The sequence below is a fragment of the Sphingomonas sp. UYP23 genome (assembly GCF_054059235.1).
On record NZ_JBSSBX010000001.1, the window covers coordinates 1798894 to 1813862 of the forward strand.

Here is a 14969-nt window from a genome sequence, read left to right on the forward strand (position 1 = left end):
CTGGCCGAGATGCACCTGTTGAAGGTGTCAATTCCTCTGGACGGCTTTGTTGCATAATTACGCGAGAGCATGACCGACGTTTTACTTGAAGATGTTATTGGATGCGGACGGTCACCGGCGTTCCTATTTCGGAGAACCGATTGAGAATTGCAGCACGGACTTTGAGCTCGGTAATCTGACGATCGAAGGTGCGGGCGACAACGCGCTGGCCCAGGAGTTTGAAGCAGTGCATTTTGGTCTCGACCAGACTGCGGCGATGATAGCCGCTCCACTTTTTCCAGATTGCGCGACCAAGCCGCTTTGTCGCGCGTAGCGCTCCATTGCGTGCATCGACGCCGGGACCGCCTTCTGCCCATGGTTGCCCGTTGCGGCGGACCGGGATGACCGCATCGGCACCGCGCCCGGCAATAGCGGCATGGCAGTCCCTGGTATCATAAGCGCCATCTCCGCCGACGCTGAGTATCCGCTCGTCTCCGGGAATTTGCGCCAGGAGAACGGGCAGCGTCGGTGCGTCACCAATGGCATTCGTCGTGACCTCAATGGCCCGGATATCCAGCGTCCCAGCATCAATCCCGAGATGCACCTTGCGCCACTGGCGACGGTAGGACGGTCCGTGTTTGCGCGTCTTCCACTCGCCTTCTCCCGTCATTTTGATCCCGGTGCTGTCGACCAGCAGGTGCAGTCCGCCCGAGCTGATCCGCCCGCCGAGGTTGACCTTCAACGTCTTCTGCCGTCGGCACAGCGTCGTATAATCCGGCACCGACCAATCCAGCCCCGCCATTTTGATCAGGCTCGAAACCAACCCCGTCACTTGCCGCAAAGGCAGGTTGAACAGCGTCTTCAGCGTCAGGCACAGCTCTATCGCGCTGTCTGAAAACCGCATCGGGCGACCAGGGCGACCACACGGCTTCGAAAGCCAGTGCATCTCCGGATCAAACCATATTTCCAGCGACCCACGCCGCTTCAGCGCCGCATTATACTCAGGCCAGTTCGTCGTACGATACACAGGTGCGGCAGGTTTGGGCATTACGCCTATCTATACCGCTCGATTCCCTGCGTGAATCCCCGCCATCAGTTTTGCAACAAAGCCCCGAAAAGGGAAAAGCCATGCCCATTGCCGCAGTGTACCACGCGCTTGACACTCGGCAAGTGGACAGTCGCCGAAATCTGATCGAGTTCGGCGCATGAGTCCGCTGATCGTCTCGGGCGGATGCGCCGCCGCGCTGCTCGTGGCCGGTGGCCTCGCGACGCCGATCGGCTCGTGGTACAAGGCGCTGCGCAAGCCGTGGTGGCAACCGCCCGGCTGGGCGTTCGGCCCCGCCTGGACGATCCTGCTCGGCCTCGCCGCCTGGTCGGCGGCGATCGCATGGACCGCCGCGCCCGATGCGGCGGCGCGCCACACCGTGATCATCCTGTTCGCGGTCAATGCGGCCTGCCATTTCGCCTGGAGCCCGCTGTTCTTCGCGATGCGGCGGCCCGATTGGGCGCTGATCGAAGTCGTCTTCCTGTGGGGCTCGCTCGTCGCCCTGCTGGTCGGGTTGTGGCCGATCTCGCATTTCGCAGCGGCCCTGATCGTCCCCTATTTCCTGTGGGTCAGCTTTGCGGCGGCGCTCAACCGCAAGATCGTGCAGCTGAACGGGCCGTTCGGTTGAGGCGTTTCGCCCAACCCCGTTGTCCCTAACATTGTCGGCGCTCGCCAAAAGGCGTACACCAAGACTCCAAGACAAAGGAAAGTACGCCTAGGAAGAGGATCGACCAATGACCGCCACCCTGCACGCAACCGCTACCCCCGCACGCGCCGTCGATCTGCCGGAGATCCGACGAATCGGGACAGCCGACTTGACCTGGGCCCTTGCCGAGGGGTGGAAGGACTTTACGGAAAAGCGTGGCGATCTGATTTTTTTGGGACTGCTCTACCCCGTCATCTGCTTCGTCGCGGTCGCGCTCGCCTTCAATGCGCCGCTGCTGCCGCTGCTCTTCCCGCTCGTCGCGGGGCTGTCGATCGCAGAGCCCGCGGTCGCCTCGGGCTTCTACGAACTCGCCCGGCGCCGCGAGGAAGGCCGCGACTCGAGCTGGTGGCACTTCCTCGATCCGCTCAACGGGCGCAGCCGGTGGCTGCTCGCGCTGCTGACGCTCGGAATCGCGGCGCTGTTCGTCGCCTGGCTGGGCGTCGCCTACGCCATTTATGACGCGACCTTCGGCGCGGCCGCGGCGATGCAGCCGGGCGACGTGCTCGAACGGCTGTTCACCACGCCCGAGGGCTGGCAACTCATCGTGCTCGGCAATCTGGCGGGCGGCGGCTTTGCCATGGTGACGCTGGTGGTGGCGATCGTCGCTTTCCCGATGGTGGTCGACCAGCCGGTCGACGCGGTGACCGCGGTGCGCACCTCGCTGGCGGCGGTGCGGAAAAATCCGCGCGAGGCGCTCGGCTGGGGTGTCCGCGTTGCGGGCCTACTCGCGCTCGGCATGATCCCCGCGGCGATCGGGCTGGCGGTCGTGCTGCCGTGGCTCGGCTACGCGACCTGGCACCTCTATACGCGGCTTGTGGTGCGTTAAGGCGCGCTACCGGCGGCGGCGCGTTGCGCGGCGGCCATGCGGTCGAACTGATCGAGCGCGGCGAGCCGTTGCGCGATGTCGTCGCGATACCGCGCGTCGGCCGGCGTGGCGGCGAGCGCATAGGCCCAGGCGGGCCGTGCCTGCGCGACCTCGCCGGCATCGACATAGGCCATGCCGAGGAAGAACGCCGGGCCCGGGCTGCGCGGCGCCAGCGCGACCGCACGGCGGAACGCGAACTTGGCCGCAGGCGACACCGCGCCATCATGCAGCGCGAGGACATAGCCGAGCCCGGTCCACAGCATCGCATCGTCAGGGCGCAGTGCGATCTCGCGCCGCAATCCCTCGGCGGCGGCGTGCGCGTCGCCCGCCTGCAGCCGCGCATCGGCGCTGGCGAGCGCAAGGCTATCGGCGCGCGACGGGGCGAACACCGCCTCGCGAAACGCCACCATGCCGGGATCGACCGTGATCGGCGTGACATCGGCCGCGATCGGCTTGCCCGGCAGATGCCGCGCGCTCTGCAGCGCGAAGCCCGCCGCGCCGAGCACCAGCGCCGCGCCCGCGATCGTCCAGAGCGAGCGCCCGATCCCCAGCCCCCATAGCAGCCCTGCGGCCGCGACCCCGACCAGCGCGAGCATCAGCAGGTTCACGCGCGCCGCCGCCGCTTGAAACTCGCGCGCGCGAACCACGCTCCGAGCGCGAGCAGCACGAGCGGCGCGATCCACAGCGGCGCGGTGATCGCGCTCAGCGGCGGGTCATAGCTGACATAGTCACCGTAGCGCGCGATCAGCCACGCGCGGATCGCCTCCGGGCTCTGCCCCGCGGCGATTCGGCTGCGCACCAAAGCGCGCATGTCGCCCGCCATCTCGGCATTGCTGTCGGCGATCGACTGGCCCCGGCAGACGACGCAGCGCAGCGTCAGCATCAGCGTCTGCGCCTGCCGCTCCTGCGCCGGGTCCTTGAGCTGGACATTGGCGAGCGGCGCGGGCGGAAGATTGCTGTCGGCCCAAGCCGGCGCCGCGACGAGCAACAGGACGAGGAGCAGCAGCCGCCTCACCGCGCGTTCCGCACCGTTGCGATCAGCCCCGGCACCTCGTCGGCGCGGATGTCACCGACATGCTGGAGCACGATCCGCCCGTCGCCGCCGATCACGAAGGTCTCGGGCACCCCCGACGATCCGAGCGCGAGCTGGACCGAGCTCGTCTTGTCGTCGCCGATCGACGCATAGGGATCGCCGTTGCGCGCGAGGAAGTCGGCGATCGCGGCGGGCGTGTCCCGGATCGCGACCGCGTCGATCTCGACCCCCGCCTGCTTCAGCGCGAGCAGTTGCGGCGCCTCGGCGATGCACGGAATGCACCAGCTGGCAAAGACGTTGAGCAAGCGCGGCTTGCCCGTCGCGAAGGCGGCGGTGGCGAGACCGGGCTTGCCCGGCACGATCGGCGGGAGCGCGAATTTGGGGAGCGGCTGGCCGACCAATGCCGAACGCACCGTGCGGTCGGCTGGCTTGTAGAGCCCCCAGCCGACCAGAGCGAGCAGGCCCAGCGCGACGGCAAACGGCACCCAGATCAGCCACCGCTTCATGCGTACGCCTCGCGCACCCGCACGCGCCGCTCCCGCCGCAAGCGCCCGAGCAGCGACAGCGCCCCGCCGATCGCGACGAGCGCGCCGCCGAACCAGATCAGCGTCACGAACGGCTTCCACCACAACCGCAGCTGCCAGCGCCCGGTGCCGTCAGGCTCGCCGAGCACGGTATAGAGCTGCCCGTCCCAGCGCGTCGCGATCGCCGATTCGCTCGTCACCGTCACCGGATTGGCGAAGAAGCGCGATTGCGGGCGCAGGTAGAACACCGCGCCATCAACGCCACGCCGCGCGCTCAGCCGCGCCTCGAGCGCCGACCAATTGGGGCCGACCACCGGCTTGATCCCGTCGAGCGTTACCGTGAAAGGCCCGGCGCGATACGGCTCGCCAACGCGCACCGCGACGAGCGTTTCCTGGGTGAAGGCGGCGTCGCACGCCATGCCGGCAAGGCTGACCGCGATGCCGAGATGCGCGACGACCATGCCGTAGGTGAACAGCGGCGTGCGGCGCAAATTGCGCCCCCACAGCGGCAGCACGCTCGCCACCGCGAGCCCGATCGCAAGCGCGAGCCCGAACAGCGGCAGCCACGCGATCCCCCCGCCAAGCGCGACCAAGGCAACGAGCGCAAAGCCCGTCACCGCGACGGGCACGGTCATCCGCCCGAGCACGACGCCCGGGTCGTCGCGGCGCCAGCGCACCATCGGACCGATCGCCATCACCACGCCGAGCGCGAGCGCGATCGGGCCGATGAACTTGTCGAAGAACGGCTTGCCGATCGACAATTGCGTCCCGAAGCCCGCCGCGACGATCGGATAGAGCGTGAACAGCAGGACGAGCGCGAGGATCACCGAGAGCAGCAGATTATTGACGATCAACGCGCCCTCGCGGCTGATCGCGTCGAAGGTGTTGCCCTGCTTCACCGTGCCGACGCGGAGCGCGAACAGCAGCAGCGCGCCGCCGATATAGATGGCGAGGAGCGCGAGGATGAACGACCCGCGCGTCGGATCGACCGCGAAAGCGTGAACGCTGGTGAGAATGCCCGAGCGCACCAGGAAGGTGCCGATCATCGACATCGAGAAGGCCACGACCGCGAGCATCAGCGTCCAAGCGCGCAAACCGTCGCGCGTCGCCAGCACGCTGACCGAATGCAGCAGGGCAGTCGCCGCGAGCCACGGCATCAGCGAGGCGTTCTCGACCGGATCCCAGAACCACCAGCCGCCCCAGCCGAGCTCGTAATAGGCCCAATACGATCCCGCGGTGATGCCGAGCGTCAGGAAGATCCACGCGCCGAGCACCCACGGCCGCATCGCGCGTGCAAAGGCCGGGCCGACATCGCGCGTGATCATCGCACCGACCGCGAAGGAAAAGGCGATCGAGATGCCGACATAGCCGATGTAGAGCGTCGGCGGATGGAACGCCAAGCCGGGATCCTGCAGCAGCGGGTTGAGCCCGTTGCCGTCGGCCGGCGCCGGATCGATCCGCGCGAACGGGTTCGAGGAGAAGAGCAGGAAGGCGTAGAAGCCGAGCGCGATCGCCGCCTGCGCGCCGAGCGTGGCGATCAGCGTTGGCTTGGCGAGGCTGCGCTCCAAGATCGCGACCGCCGCGCCGGCAACGCCGAGGATCGTCACCCAGAGCAGCATCGAGCCCTCGTGATTCCCCCATGCGCCCGCGATCTTGTAGAGCATCGGCTTGTCGGAATGGCTGTTCTCGGCGACGAGCAGCACCGACATGTCGCTGCGCACGAACACGGTTATGAGCAGCAGCATCGCCAACAAGGCGAGCACGCCCTGCACCACCGCGACCGGTCGGACCGCGGCGATGATGTCGGCGGTGAGGGTGGTTTCCTCATCGGTTCGGGCTGAACCTGTCGCCTCAGCGCGAACGGGAGTGGAGCGCCAGACCCCCAATCCCGACAGCACGAGCTGCAACAGCGCAAGCGCAGCGGCGAGCCACAGAGCGGCAAGGCCTGCCTCGGCGATCACAGTGCCGCCCCCCGGCCGTCACCCCGGGCTCGTCCCGGGGTCCACCCGGCAACGAGCGCCACGCGTGCGGCACGGTGGACCGCGGGACGAGCCCGGGGTGACGAAGCATGGCGTGACGACCGGTCCGCCCTCATTGCTGCAACGTCTTCGTTTCGTGCATCTTGCCGGCGATTTCGGGGGGCATGTATTTCTCGTCATGCTTGGCGAGCAGGTTGGTCGCGGTGAAGCTGCCGTCGGGGTTGAACGATCCTTCGGCGACGACGCCCGATTTCTCGCGGAACAGGTCGGGCGCGATGCCCTTGAAGGCGACCGGGACCGTGGCGACGCCATCGGTGACGATGAAGCGCATCGACACCCCATCTGCGAGCCGCTGGATCGAATGATCCGCGACCATCCCGCCAAGCCGCACCGCGCGCCCGATCGGCAGACCGTCCTTTTTCACGTCGCCGGGCGCGTAGAAGAACGCCGCCTGGTCCTTCAACGCCGACAGAGCGAGCACGCTCGCCCCGCCGACCGCACCGATCGCGAGCAGGACGAGGGTGAGGCGTTGATGCTTGGCTTTCATTTCTTCTCGCTGCCGCGCATCGCGAGGAAGCTCCACAGCGCCAGCGCCACCGAGACGATCCCCGTCAGCGCATAGGCCGCGGTCACGAAGGGCCAGGGATTCACGCTGTCACCTCGACGACATTGGCCATTCGCCGCAGCCGCGCCTCGGCCTTGGTGCGCGCGAGGATCGTCCGCATCCGCATCAGCACGATGCCCGCGAAGAAGAAAGTGAAACCGCCAAGCGTGAACCAGAGCGGCCAGAGGATCGACGAATCGATCGTCGATTTGGTGAGGCCGATGCTCTGCCCCTGGTGGAGCGTGTTCCACCACACCACCGAATAGCGGATGATCGGCAGCAACACCGATCCGGCGATCCCGTACAGCGCGGGGATTCGCCCGTCTCCGCCGCGATCGTCATCGGCGCGGACCAAAGCCATGAAGCCGAGATAGACGAAGAACAGCAGCAGCATCGAGGTCAGCCGCCCGTCCCATTGCCACCACGTCCCCCAGGTCGGCCGCCCCCAGATCGACCCGGTCGCGAGACACAAGCCGGCGAACACCGCGCCGGGCAAGGCGATCGCGCGCGCCGCGATCATCGCGAGCGGATGCCGCCAGACGAGGAACACCAGCGACGAGATCGCGATTCCGCTCCAGCCGCCCATGCCGAGCCAGGCGGTCGGCACATGGATATAGAGGATGCGGACGGTCTCGCCCTGCAGATAGTCGGGCGGGGTCTGCGTCAGCCCACCCCAGACCCCGACGGCGATCAATCCGATGCCGACCCAGAACAGCAACGGCGTCAGCGGGCGCGCAAGTTTCAGGAAACGCGCCGGATTGGCGAGGGTGTGGAGGCTTGGCACGCGCTGAGTGTTACGCAAGACCGACGGAAGAATCTATACGCACGCCGGTCCGTCCCCTCATCATCGGTCGCACGATCCTATTCTGCGGCGCGCAATCCTGGCTCACCATAATCGACATCCTCGGGCAGTGCCCAGAGCAATTCGTGCTTGGTCAGCACGCGGCCGTCCCAGGCGCGCACGTCGATCGGCGCGATCGGGCGCATGTCGCGCTTGTCGACCAGCACCGGGCTGGCGCGAAAGCCCGTCTCCCACCGCTCGCCCCATTGCCGCAGCGCGAGCATCGTCGGCAGCAGCGCGGCGCCCTTTTCGGTCAGCTCATACTGGATCTTGCGGCGATCGGCGGCGACCGCGGTACGCGTCAGAATGCCATGCTCGACGAGCCGTCCCAGCCGGTTGGCCAGGATATTGCGCGCGATGCCGAGCTCGGACTGGAATTCCTCGAAATGGTGCAGGCCGTTAAAAGCGGCACGCAGAATCATGAAGCTCCACCGTTCGCCCATCGCTTCGAGCGCCGCGGGGAGGCTGCATTTCACCAAATCCCGCAAGGGCTCGCGGAGCTTTGCATCCATAATCGTCAACCCTAACGCATTTATAGTTGAAGGGGGAAGCAAAACTACGTTTTGACTTGCAACTCGCAACCGCAGCATTTAGGTAGCGAATCGAAACTGACAAGGCAAGGAGCCTCCCCATGATCCGTTCGCTTCCGCTTGCCGTCGCCGCTTTCGTGGCGACCCTGCCATTCGTGCCAAGCGTCGCGCGCGCTGCCGACGCCACGCCCTATTACGCCGCGACCCCGGTCGCCGCTCCTGCCAAGACGATGCTGATCACCAACGGCACCGTGTGGAAGTGGAACGACACTGCGTTCACCGCCAATAAGGGCCCGCAGCGCGAGGGCATCGTGTGTGAAATGATCGCGCAGCGTGCCGGCAAGCTTTCGGCCTTCGCGATTGCCGGCCAGCCGCTCGATGCAGACGCGCTCGCCAAGTGCAACGCGCGCGCCAAATAAGCGTCGTGACAGACCGATCCAAGCCCCTTTCGCGGCCGTGCGAGAGGGGCTTTTTTGTGCGACCTGCGCAAAGATGTTGCAAAGCAACAGTCGCCGACGCCATCTTGGCCTGAGATGTTGCGTCAATATGAACTCGTCGATCGTGTCCTCGAATACGATCCCTCCGCCAACGAGGCCCTGCTCAACCGCGCCTACGTCTTTTCGATGCAGGCGCACGGGAGCCAGAAGCGCGCCAATGGCGACCCCTATTTCAGCCATCCGATCGAAGTCGCCGGCATCCTGACCGACCTCCATCTCGACGACGAGACGATTGCGACGGCCATCCTCCACGACACGATCGAGGACACCGTCGCCACCCCCGAGGAGATCACCCGCCTGTTCGGCGCGAGCGTCGCGCGACTGGTCGACGGCGTGACCAAACTGTCGAAGATCGAGGCGCAGACCGAAAACGAGCGCGCCGCGGAGAACCTCCGCAAATTCCTGCTCGCCATGTCTGACGATATCCGCGTGCTGCTGGTCAAGCTCGCCGACCGGCTGCACAATATGCGCACGCTGCATTTCATCAAGAATCCCGACAAGCGCAAACGCATCGCGCGCGAGACGATGGACATCTACGCCCCGCTCGCCGAGCGGATCGGCATGTACGAGTTTATGAAGGAGATGCAGACGCTCGCCTTCGCGCAGCTCGAGCCCGAGGCGTTCGAATCGATCACCAAGCGCCTCGCCCAGCTCAAAGAGGGGGGCGGGGACCGCATCGCCAAGATCGGCTCGGGGCTCAAGCTGCTGCTCAGCCGCCAGGGGATCGAAGGCGACGTCTCGGGACGCGAGAAACACCCCTATTCGATCTGGAAGAAGATGGCCGAACGGCACATCAGCTTCGAGCAGCTCAGCGACATCATGGCGTTCCGCGTGATCGTGCCGAGCGAAGAGGCGTGCTACACCGCGCTCGGCGTGATCCACCGCCGCTGGCCGATGGTGCCGGGGCGCTTCAAGGATTACATCTCGACCCCCAAGCGCAACGGCTATCGCTCGCTTCACACCACAGTGATCCACGCCGACAATACGCGCGTCGAAATCCAGATCCGCACACGCGCCATGCACGAGGAGGCCGAGCTCGGCCTCGCCGCGCATTGGGCGTACAAGCAGGACAAGGTCCGGCCGGATTCGCAGGTCAGCTGGATCCGCGATCTGGTCGAGATCCTCGACAATGCCGAGAGCCCCGAGGAGCTGCTCGAGCACACCAAGATGGCGATGTACCAGGATCGCATCTTCGCCTTCACCCCCAAGGGCGAGCTGCATCAGCTCCCCAAGGGCGCGTCGCCGATCGATTTCGCCTATGCCGTCCATACCGATCTCGGCGATCAGGCGGTCGGCGCGAAGATCAACGGGCGCGTCGTCCCCTTGCGCACCGTGATCGAGAATGGCGACCAGGTGCAGATCCTGCGCTCCAAGGCGCAGGAGCCGCAACCCGGCTGGCTCAATTTCGCGATCACCGGCAAGGCGCGCGCCGCGATCCGGCGGCATCTGCGCCACAAGGAGCGGATCGAGACGCAAGCGCTCGGGCGCAAGATGTACGACGAGCTCGTCTCGCGCCTCCCCGCCCCGCTCGCCGGCAATGCGCAGGCAACGGCGATGCAGCGCCTCAAGGTCTCCGACGAAGCCGCGCTGCTCGAAGCGATCGCGCGGCGCCGCATTCCCGATGCCGCGGTGATGGAGGCGCTGATGCCCGGCTCGGCCGGAGTCGATGCGCTGCGCGAGCTGCCGCCGCAATCGAGCGCGATCTCGATCCGCGGGCTGACCGCGGGCGTCGCGTTCGATCTCGCCGAATGCTGCCATCCCGTCCCGGGCGACCGGATCGTCGGCCTGCGCCGCCCCGATGCCGGGATCGAAGTGCATACGATCGACTGTCCGGTGCTCGCCGCCGCCGACGATACCGATTGGGTGGATCTGTCGTGGGGCGACAAGACCGAGGGCGCGACCGGGCGGATCTCGGTCGAGGTCAAGAACGAGCCCGGCGCGCTTGGCACGATCGCGACGATCATCGGCGCGCAGAAGGCCAATATCGTCAATTTGCGGCTCGATAATCGCGATACCGGATTCCACACCAACACGATCGATGTCGAAGTCCATGACGTCCAGCATCTGATGCACGTCATCGCCGCCCTCCGTGCCGCCGACGCGGTCAATGGGGTCGAGCGCGTTTGAGGCGTCCTCGCCCGGGCACGGATCATCGGCTTGCGAACCCGGGCTGAGCCGTTACGCTGCCCCACACAGGCAAGGGGATGATGATGGACCGGCGTGATTTTCTGTGGTCGACCAGCGCTTTCGCCGCGCTCGCGCTGCTCCCCGCCGCGGCTGCCCGCGCAGCCGCGGCGGCCGGTGCCGGCGACGCTACGCTTGCCGCGCTGTTCGACCGGATCTTTGCCGAAGGCCTGCAGGAAAGCCCGGAAAGCGCGACGCAGCTCGGGCTCGACAAGGGCGCCAACGCTGCGTTGAAGCGTCGGCTCGACGACCCGTCGCTCGGCAATCGGGCGCGTGGCCTGGCGCGGACGCGACGCGCGATCGCTGCGCTCGACGCGATCGATCCCGCGACGCTCTCCCCGACGAGCAAGCTCGACCGCGAAGTGGTGCTCTATTCACTGCGCCAGCGCGAAGTCGGCCCTGCCCGTTTCGGCGTCGGCTCGGCGCAGCGCCCCTATCCGATCACGCAGCAGCAGGGCGCCTATTTCGGCGTTCCCGATTTCCTCAACTCGCGCCACGTCGTCGCGACGGCCGCCGATGCCGAAGCCTATCTCGACCGCCTTGCCGATTTCGCGCGCGTGCTCGATGCCGAGAACGCCGTGCAGGAGGACGCTGCCAAGCGCGGCCTGCTCGCCCCCGCCTTCGCGCTCGATCTCGCGCTCGGCCAGATGGCGGCGCTGCGCAAGCCGGCACCGGCCGAAAGCGGGCTCGTCACCTCGCTCACGCGCCGGACGACGGCGGCCAATCTGCCGGGCGAGTACGCCGGCCGCGCGACCAAAATCGTTGCCGACGCTGTCTATCCCGCCCTCGACCGGCAGATCGCGCTCGTCACGCGGCTGCGCCGCACCGCGCGGACCGATGTCGGATTGTGGTCGGTGCCGAATGGCGACGCGCTCTATGCCGCCGCGCTGGCGAGCGCGACGACGACCGACTTCACGCCCGATCAGGTCCACCGGATGGGGCTCGACCAGGTCGCCGAGATCAGCGCCACGCTCGATTCGCTGCTCAAGGCGCAGGGCCTGGCCTCCGGAAGCGTGAGCGCACGGCTCGACACGCTCAACAAGACCCCGGCGCAGCTTTATCCCGACACGCCCGAAGGCCGCGCCGCCTTGCTCGCGAGCCTCAACGGCCAGGTGCGGACAATGCAGGCGCGTCTGCCGACGCTGTTCATCAACCCGCCCGACGCCCCGCTCGAGATCCGCAGCGTGCCGGTCGAGATCCAGGACGGCGCGTCGAACGGCTATTATTACCGCGCCGCGCTCGATGGCTCGCGTCCGGCGATCTACTGGATCAACCTCAAGCACATCACCGACTGGCCGAAATACGGCCTGCCGACGCTGACGCATCACGAAGGCGTTCCCGGCCACCATCTCCAGATCAGCATCGCGCAGGGCGCCGCGGGTCCGCTGATCCGCAAGACCAGCTTCTTCAACGCCTATACCGAGGGCTGGGCGCTCTATGCCGAGCAGCTCGCCGACGAGAGCGGCGTGTACGACCAGGATCCGCTCGGCCGGATCGGCTATTACCAGTCGCTGCTGTTCCGCGCCTGCCGGCTGGTCGTCGACACCGGCATGCACGCCAAGCGCTGGAGCCGCGAAAAGGCGATCGCCTATATGGTCGAGATAACCGGCTTCCCGCCCCCGCGCGCGACGAGCGAGGTCAACCGCTACTGCACCATGCCGGGACAGGCGTGCAGCTACAAGATCGGCCATGTCAGCTGGCTGCGCGCCCGCGCCAAGGCCAGGACGATCCTCGGCGCGAAGTTCGACGTGCGGCAGTTCCACGAGATCCTGCACAGTGGCGCGGTACCGCTGGTCATTCTCGAACGGCTTGCGGAGGAGCGCGCCCACGCCGCGGCGTGAACCGGACGCGCTGCGGATTGGCGATGACGCGCGGCCAAAGCGGCGCTAAACCGGGGGGATGATCCGCCCCGCGCTCTCCATCGTCATTCCCTGCTATAATGAAGCGGCGTGCCTCGACCTGCTCCACGCGCGCGTCGCGGCGGCCGCGCAGGCGGCGGTCGGCGCGGATTACGAGATCGTGCTGATCAACGATGGGTCGCGCGACGAGAGCTGGCCGGTGATGCAGCGCCTCGCCGCCGCCGACCCGCGGCTCGTGGTGATCAATCTGTCGCGCAACCATGGCCACCAGCTCGCGCTGACCGCCGGGCTCGATCTGTGCGCGGGCGCGCAAATCCTGATCATCGACGCCGATCTGCAGGACCCGCCCGAATTGCTCAGCGACATGCGCGCGGCGATGACCGCGCAGCAGGCCGATGTCGTCTATGCCGTGCGCCGCACGCGCGAGGGCGAGACCGCGTTCAAGAAGCTCACCGCGGCGATCTTCTATCGCCTGCTCGACCGCGTCACCGACACCGCGATCCCGCTCGACACGGGAGATTTCCGCCTGATGAGCCGCCGCGCGCTCGATGCGTTCCTGGCGATGCCCGAGCAGGCGCGCTTCATCCGCGGGATGGTTGCCTGGGTCGGCTTCCGCCAGGTCCCCTTCCCGTATGATCGTGCCGAGCGCCATGCCGGCGAGACGAATTACCCGCTCGCCAAGATGATCCGCCTCGCGCTCGATGCCGTTACCGGTTTCTCGACCGCCCCCTTGCGCTTCGCGAGCCATTTGGGGCTCGCGCTGACCGCGGCGTCGCTGCTGCTGTTCCTCTATATCGCGATCGGCTTCTTCAGCGGCAGCGCGGTTGCCGGCTGGACCTCGACGATGCTGGTCGTCGTATTGCTCGGTGCGTTCCAGATGTTCGTGCTCGGGATGATCGGCGAATATCTCGGCCGGCTCTATGTCGAATCGAAGCGCCGACCGCTCTATCTGGTCGCCGATGTGGTCGGCCCGATCCAGGGGCAGGCGACGCTCGGGTATCGCGCGGAATCCGAGCCACAGCCCGTTCGTGCGGAGCCTGTCGAAGGGCTCGCCACATCACAGGCGACCGCCCATGCCGCGAGCAGCGCCTCGAGCAGCGCAGCCCGGACCGACGGGTAGCGCCGCCCTACTTGGGCGACGCCAACGTCAGAATCGACACCCCCGGCGACAGCGGCACGCGACCAACAAGATGCCGCTCGAGCCGGAAGATCCGCTCGAACAGCGCGTTGAGCGCACGCGGCGGCGGCGAATCGTCGCTATCGTCCTTGCCGCGCAGCCGCCCGGCGATCCGCGACGCGGCGGCGAGCGGGAAGAGCAGCGAGTTGAACCAGTGCAACCCGTTATGCTTGAGTCCCGCCTGGCCGATCGCCGCGGCGAGCGTCGCCTTCGAGTAGCGCCGGTGATGGTGGTTGACCACGTCGTGCGCGCTCCACATCCATTGATGCGCGGGCACCGCGATCAGGATCTTGCCACCGGGCTTGAGGCATTCACCCATCGCCTTCAACGCGGCGACATCGTCCTCGATATGCTCGACCACGTCGAGCACCGCGATCAGATCGTACGCGCCGCGTTCGATCCCCGGCAGCTCGGGAAGCGGCGCCGCGCTCACCGGCGCGCCGAGCCGGGCGCTCGCGATCGCGCGCGCGGCCGGATCGATCTCGATCGCCTCGACGCGCCCGAACTGCGCGAGCATCGGCAGATTGTGCCCGGTGCCGCAGCCGATCTCGAGAATCCGTGCATCCTTGGGCAGGCCACCCGCGCGCGCAAGATAGTCGGCAAGGATGTCGCGCCGCGCGCGATACCACCAATGCGTCGAATCATGCGCCGCCATGCGATCGTAGACGATACGGTCCATCAGAATTTGCCCATCATGCGAACACCAGCCGGCGATTGAGGTAGAAGGTCAGAACGGTCGCGCACGCGACCGCGGGGAGCAGCGGCGCCCAGGGCGGATAGCCGAACTTGGCGGTGCCGATCCACGTGATCAGGCCGTTGAGCGCCATGCCCGACGCCTGCACCGCGACGAACTTGAGCTGGAGCACCCCGGTCGGCGCGCTCGCGCCATGCCCCTTGAAGCTCCACCGGCTGTGGAGGAAGAAGCCCGCGATGACCGCGACGAGAAAGGCGAACGGCACGGCATACACCGCATGACGCCGCTCGAACACGAACAGCGTCAGCGGCAGGTACACCGCGCTGTAGATCAGCGTCGTCACCACCCCGACGATCCCGAAGCGCACGAGCTGCCCGACAAGCGGGTTCTCTCGCAGGCTCTCAATCTGTCGCTGGATCGCTGTCACGTTGGCTTGCCCTTTACGATAGCGC

The 14969-nt window shown here is 67.0% G+C and carries 16 protein-coding genes; 6 read left to right on the forward strand and 10 right to left on the reverse strand.

Translation table 11 applies throughout. The features are described from left to right. Positions 1-94 precede the first annotated feature (94 nt). Positions 95-1027, reverse strand: a complete 933-nt coding sequence (locus tag ACVWYO_RS08885; RefSeq protein ID WP_457348219.1) for an IS5 family transposase — start codon at positions 1025-1027, stop codon at positions 95-97. A 157-nt stretch (positions 1028-1184) separates the two neighbouring features. On the opposite strand from ACVWYO_RS08885, the gene ACVWYO_RS08890 reads away from it, so the two are divergent. Both ACVWYO_RS08890 and ACVWYO_RS08895 read left to right on the forward strand, forming a co-directional pair. Continuing rightward, a complete protein-coding gene (locus ACVWYO_RS08890) occupies positions 1185-1652 on the forward strand; it encodes a TspO/MBR family protein (RefSeq protein ID WP_457350001.1) in 468 nt (155 codons plus the stop codon). Between the two features lie 106 nt (positions 1653-1758). Further along, positions 1759-2556 (forward strand): DUF2189 domain-containing protein, encoded by a 798-nt coding sequence (locus tag ACVWYO_RS08895; protein WP_457350003.1) that lies wholly within the window; start codon positions 1759-1761, stop codon positions 2554-2556. Here ACVWYO_RS08895 and ACVWYO_RS08900 read toward each other — a convergent pair. The 7 genes from ACVWYO_RS08900 to ACVWYO_RS08930 form a co-directional block, all read right to left on the reverse strand. Next, positions 2553-3242, reverse strand: coding sequence for a tetratricopeptide repeat protein (locus ACVWYO_RS08900; protein WP_457350005.1), 690 nt, complete (start codon positions 3240-3242; stop codon positions 2553-2555). The genes ACVWYO_RS08895 and ACVWYO_RS08900 overlap by 4 nt on opposite strands. Further along, positions 3200-3610 carry a cytochrome c-type biogenesis protein gene (locus ACVWYO_RS08905; RefSeq protein WP_457350007.1) on the reverse strand — a complete coding sequence of 137 codons (411 nt, stop codon included), beginning with the start codon at positions 3608-3610 and terminating at the stop codon, positions 3200-3202. Before ACVWYO_RS08905 ends, ACVWYO_RS08900 begins: the two co-directional genes overlap by 43 nt. Continuing rightward, a complete protein-coding gene (locus tag ACVWYO_RS08910) occupies positions 3607-4134 on the reverse strand; it encodes a redoxin family protein (RefSeq protein WP_457350009.1) in 528 nt (175 codons plus the stop codon). Before ACVWYO_RS08910 ends, ACVWYO_RS08905 begins: the two co-directional genes overlap by 4 nt. Beyond that, positions 4131-6113 (reverse strand): heme lyase CcmF/NrfE family subunit, encoded by a 1983-nt coding sequence (locus ACVWYO_RS08915; RefSeq protein WP_457350011.1) that lies wholly within the window; start codon positions 6111-6113, stop codon positions 4131-4133. The genes ACVWYO_RS08910 and ACVWYO_RS08915 overlap by 4 nt, the downstream gene beginning before the upstream one ends. A 130-nt stretch (positions 6114-6243) precedes the next feature. Then, positions 6244-6678, reverse strand: coding sequence for a cytochrome c maturation protein CcmE (gene ccmE, locus ACVWYO_RS08920; RefSeq protein ID WP_457350012.1), 435 nt, complete (start codon positions 6676-6678; stop codon positions 6244-6246). Positions 6679-6778: 100 nt separating this feature from the next. Further along, complete coding sequence (gene ccmC / locus ACVWYO_RS08925) at positions 6779-7519, reverse strand: heme ABC transporter permease CcmC (RefSeq protein WP_457350014.1); 741 nt, start codon at positions 7517-7519, stop codon at positions 6779-6781. 77 nt (positions 7520-7596) lie between these two features. Further along, positions 7597-8088: a winged helix-turn-helix transcriptional regulator gene (locus ACVWYO_RS08930; RefSeq protein WP_457350016.1), complete on the reverse strand. Its 492-nt coding sequence runs from the start codon at positions 8086-8088 to the stop codon at positions 7597-7599. 119 nt (positions 8089-8207) lie between these two features. Between ACVWYO_RS08930 and ACVWYO_RS08935 the strand changes: the two genes are divergently transcribed. The 4 genes from ACVWYO_RS08935 (at position 8208) to ACVWYO_RS08950 (ending at position 13766) form a co-directional block, all read left to right on the forward strand. Continuing rightward, complete coding sequence (locus tag ACVWYO_RS08935) at positions 8208-8525, forward strand: CC_3452 family protein (RefSeq protein WP_457350018.1); 318 nt, start codon at positions 8208-8210, stop codon at positions 8523-8525. A gap of 114 nt (positions 8526-8639) precedes the next feature. Further along, the gene (locus tag ACVWYO_RS08940) at positions 8640-10730 is read left to right on the forward strand and encodes a RelA/SpoT family protein (RefSeq protein WP_457350020.1); all 2091 of its coding nucleotides are present in this window, start codon (positions 8640-8642) and stop codon (positions 10728-10730) included. 83 nt (positions 10731-10813) lie between these two features. Next, positions 10814-12628 (forward strand): DUF885 domain-containing protein, encoded by a 1815-nt coding sequence (locus ACVWYO_RS08945; RefSeq protein ID WP_457350021.1) that lies wholly within the window; start codon positions 10814-10816, stop codon positions 12626-12628. A gap of 58 nt (positions 12629-12686) precedes the next feature. Continuing rightward, positions 12687-13766: a glycosyltransferase family 2 protein gene (locus ACVWYO_RS08950; protein ID WP_457350023.1), complete on the forward strand. Its 1080-nt coding sequence runs from the start codon at positions 12687-12689 to the stop codon at positions 13764-13766. Between the two features lie 7 nt (positions 13767-13773). Here the strand turns inward: ACVWYO_RS08950 and ACVWYO_RS08955 are convergent, their stop codons facing one another. Both ACVWYO_RS08955 and ACVWYO_RS08960 read right to left on the reverse strand, forming a co-directional pair. Next, positions 13774-14502 (reverse strand): class I SAM-dependent methyltransferase, encoded by a 729-nt coding sequence (locus tag ACVWYO_RS08955; RefSeq protein WP_457350025.1) that lies wholly within the window; start codon positions 14500-14502, stop codon positions 13774-13776. A gap of 13 nt (positions 14503-14515) precedes the next feature. After that, positions 14516-14944 carry a GtrA family protein gene (locus ACVWYO_RS08960; RefSeq protein WP_457350027.1) on the reverse strand — a complete coding sequence of 143 codons (429 nt, stop codon included), beginning with the start codon at positions 14942-14944 and terminating at the stop codon, positions 14516-14518. Between the last annotated feature and the right edge of the window lie 25 nt (positions 14945-14969).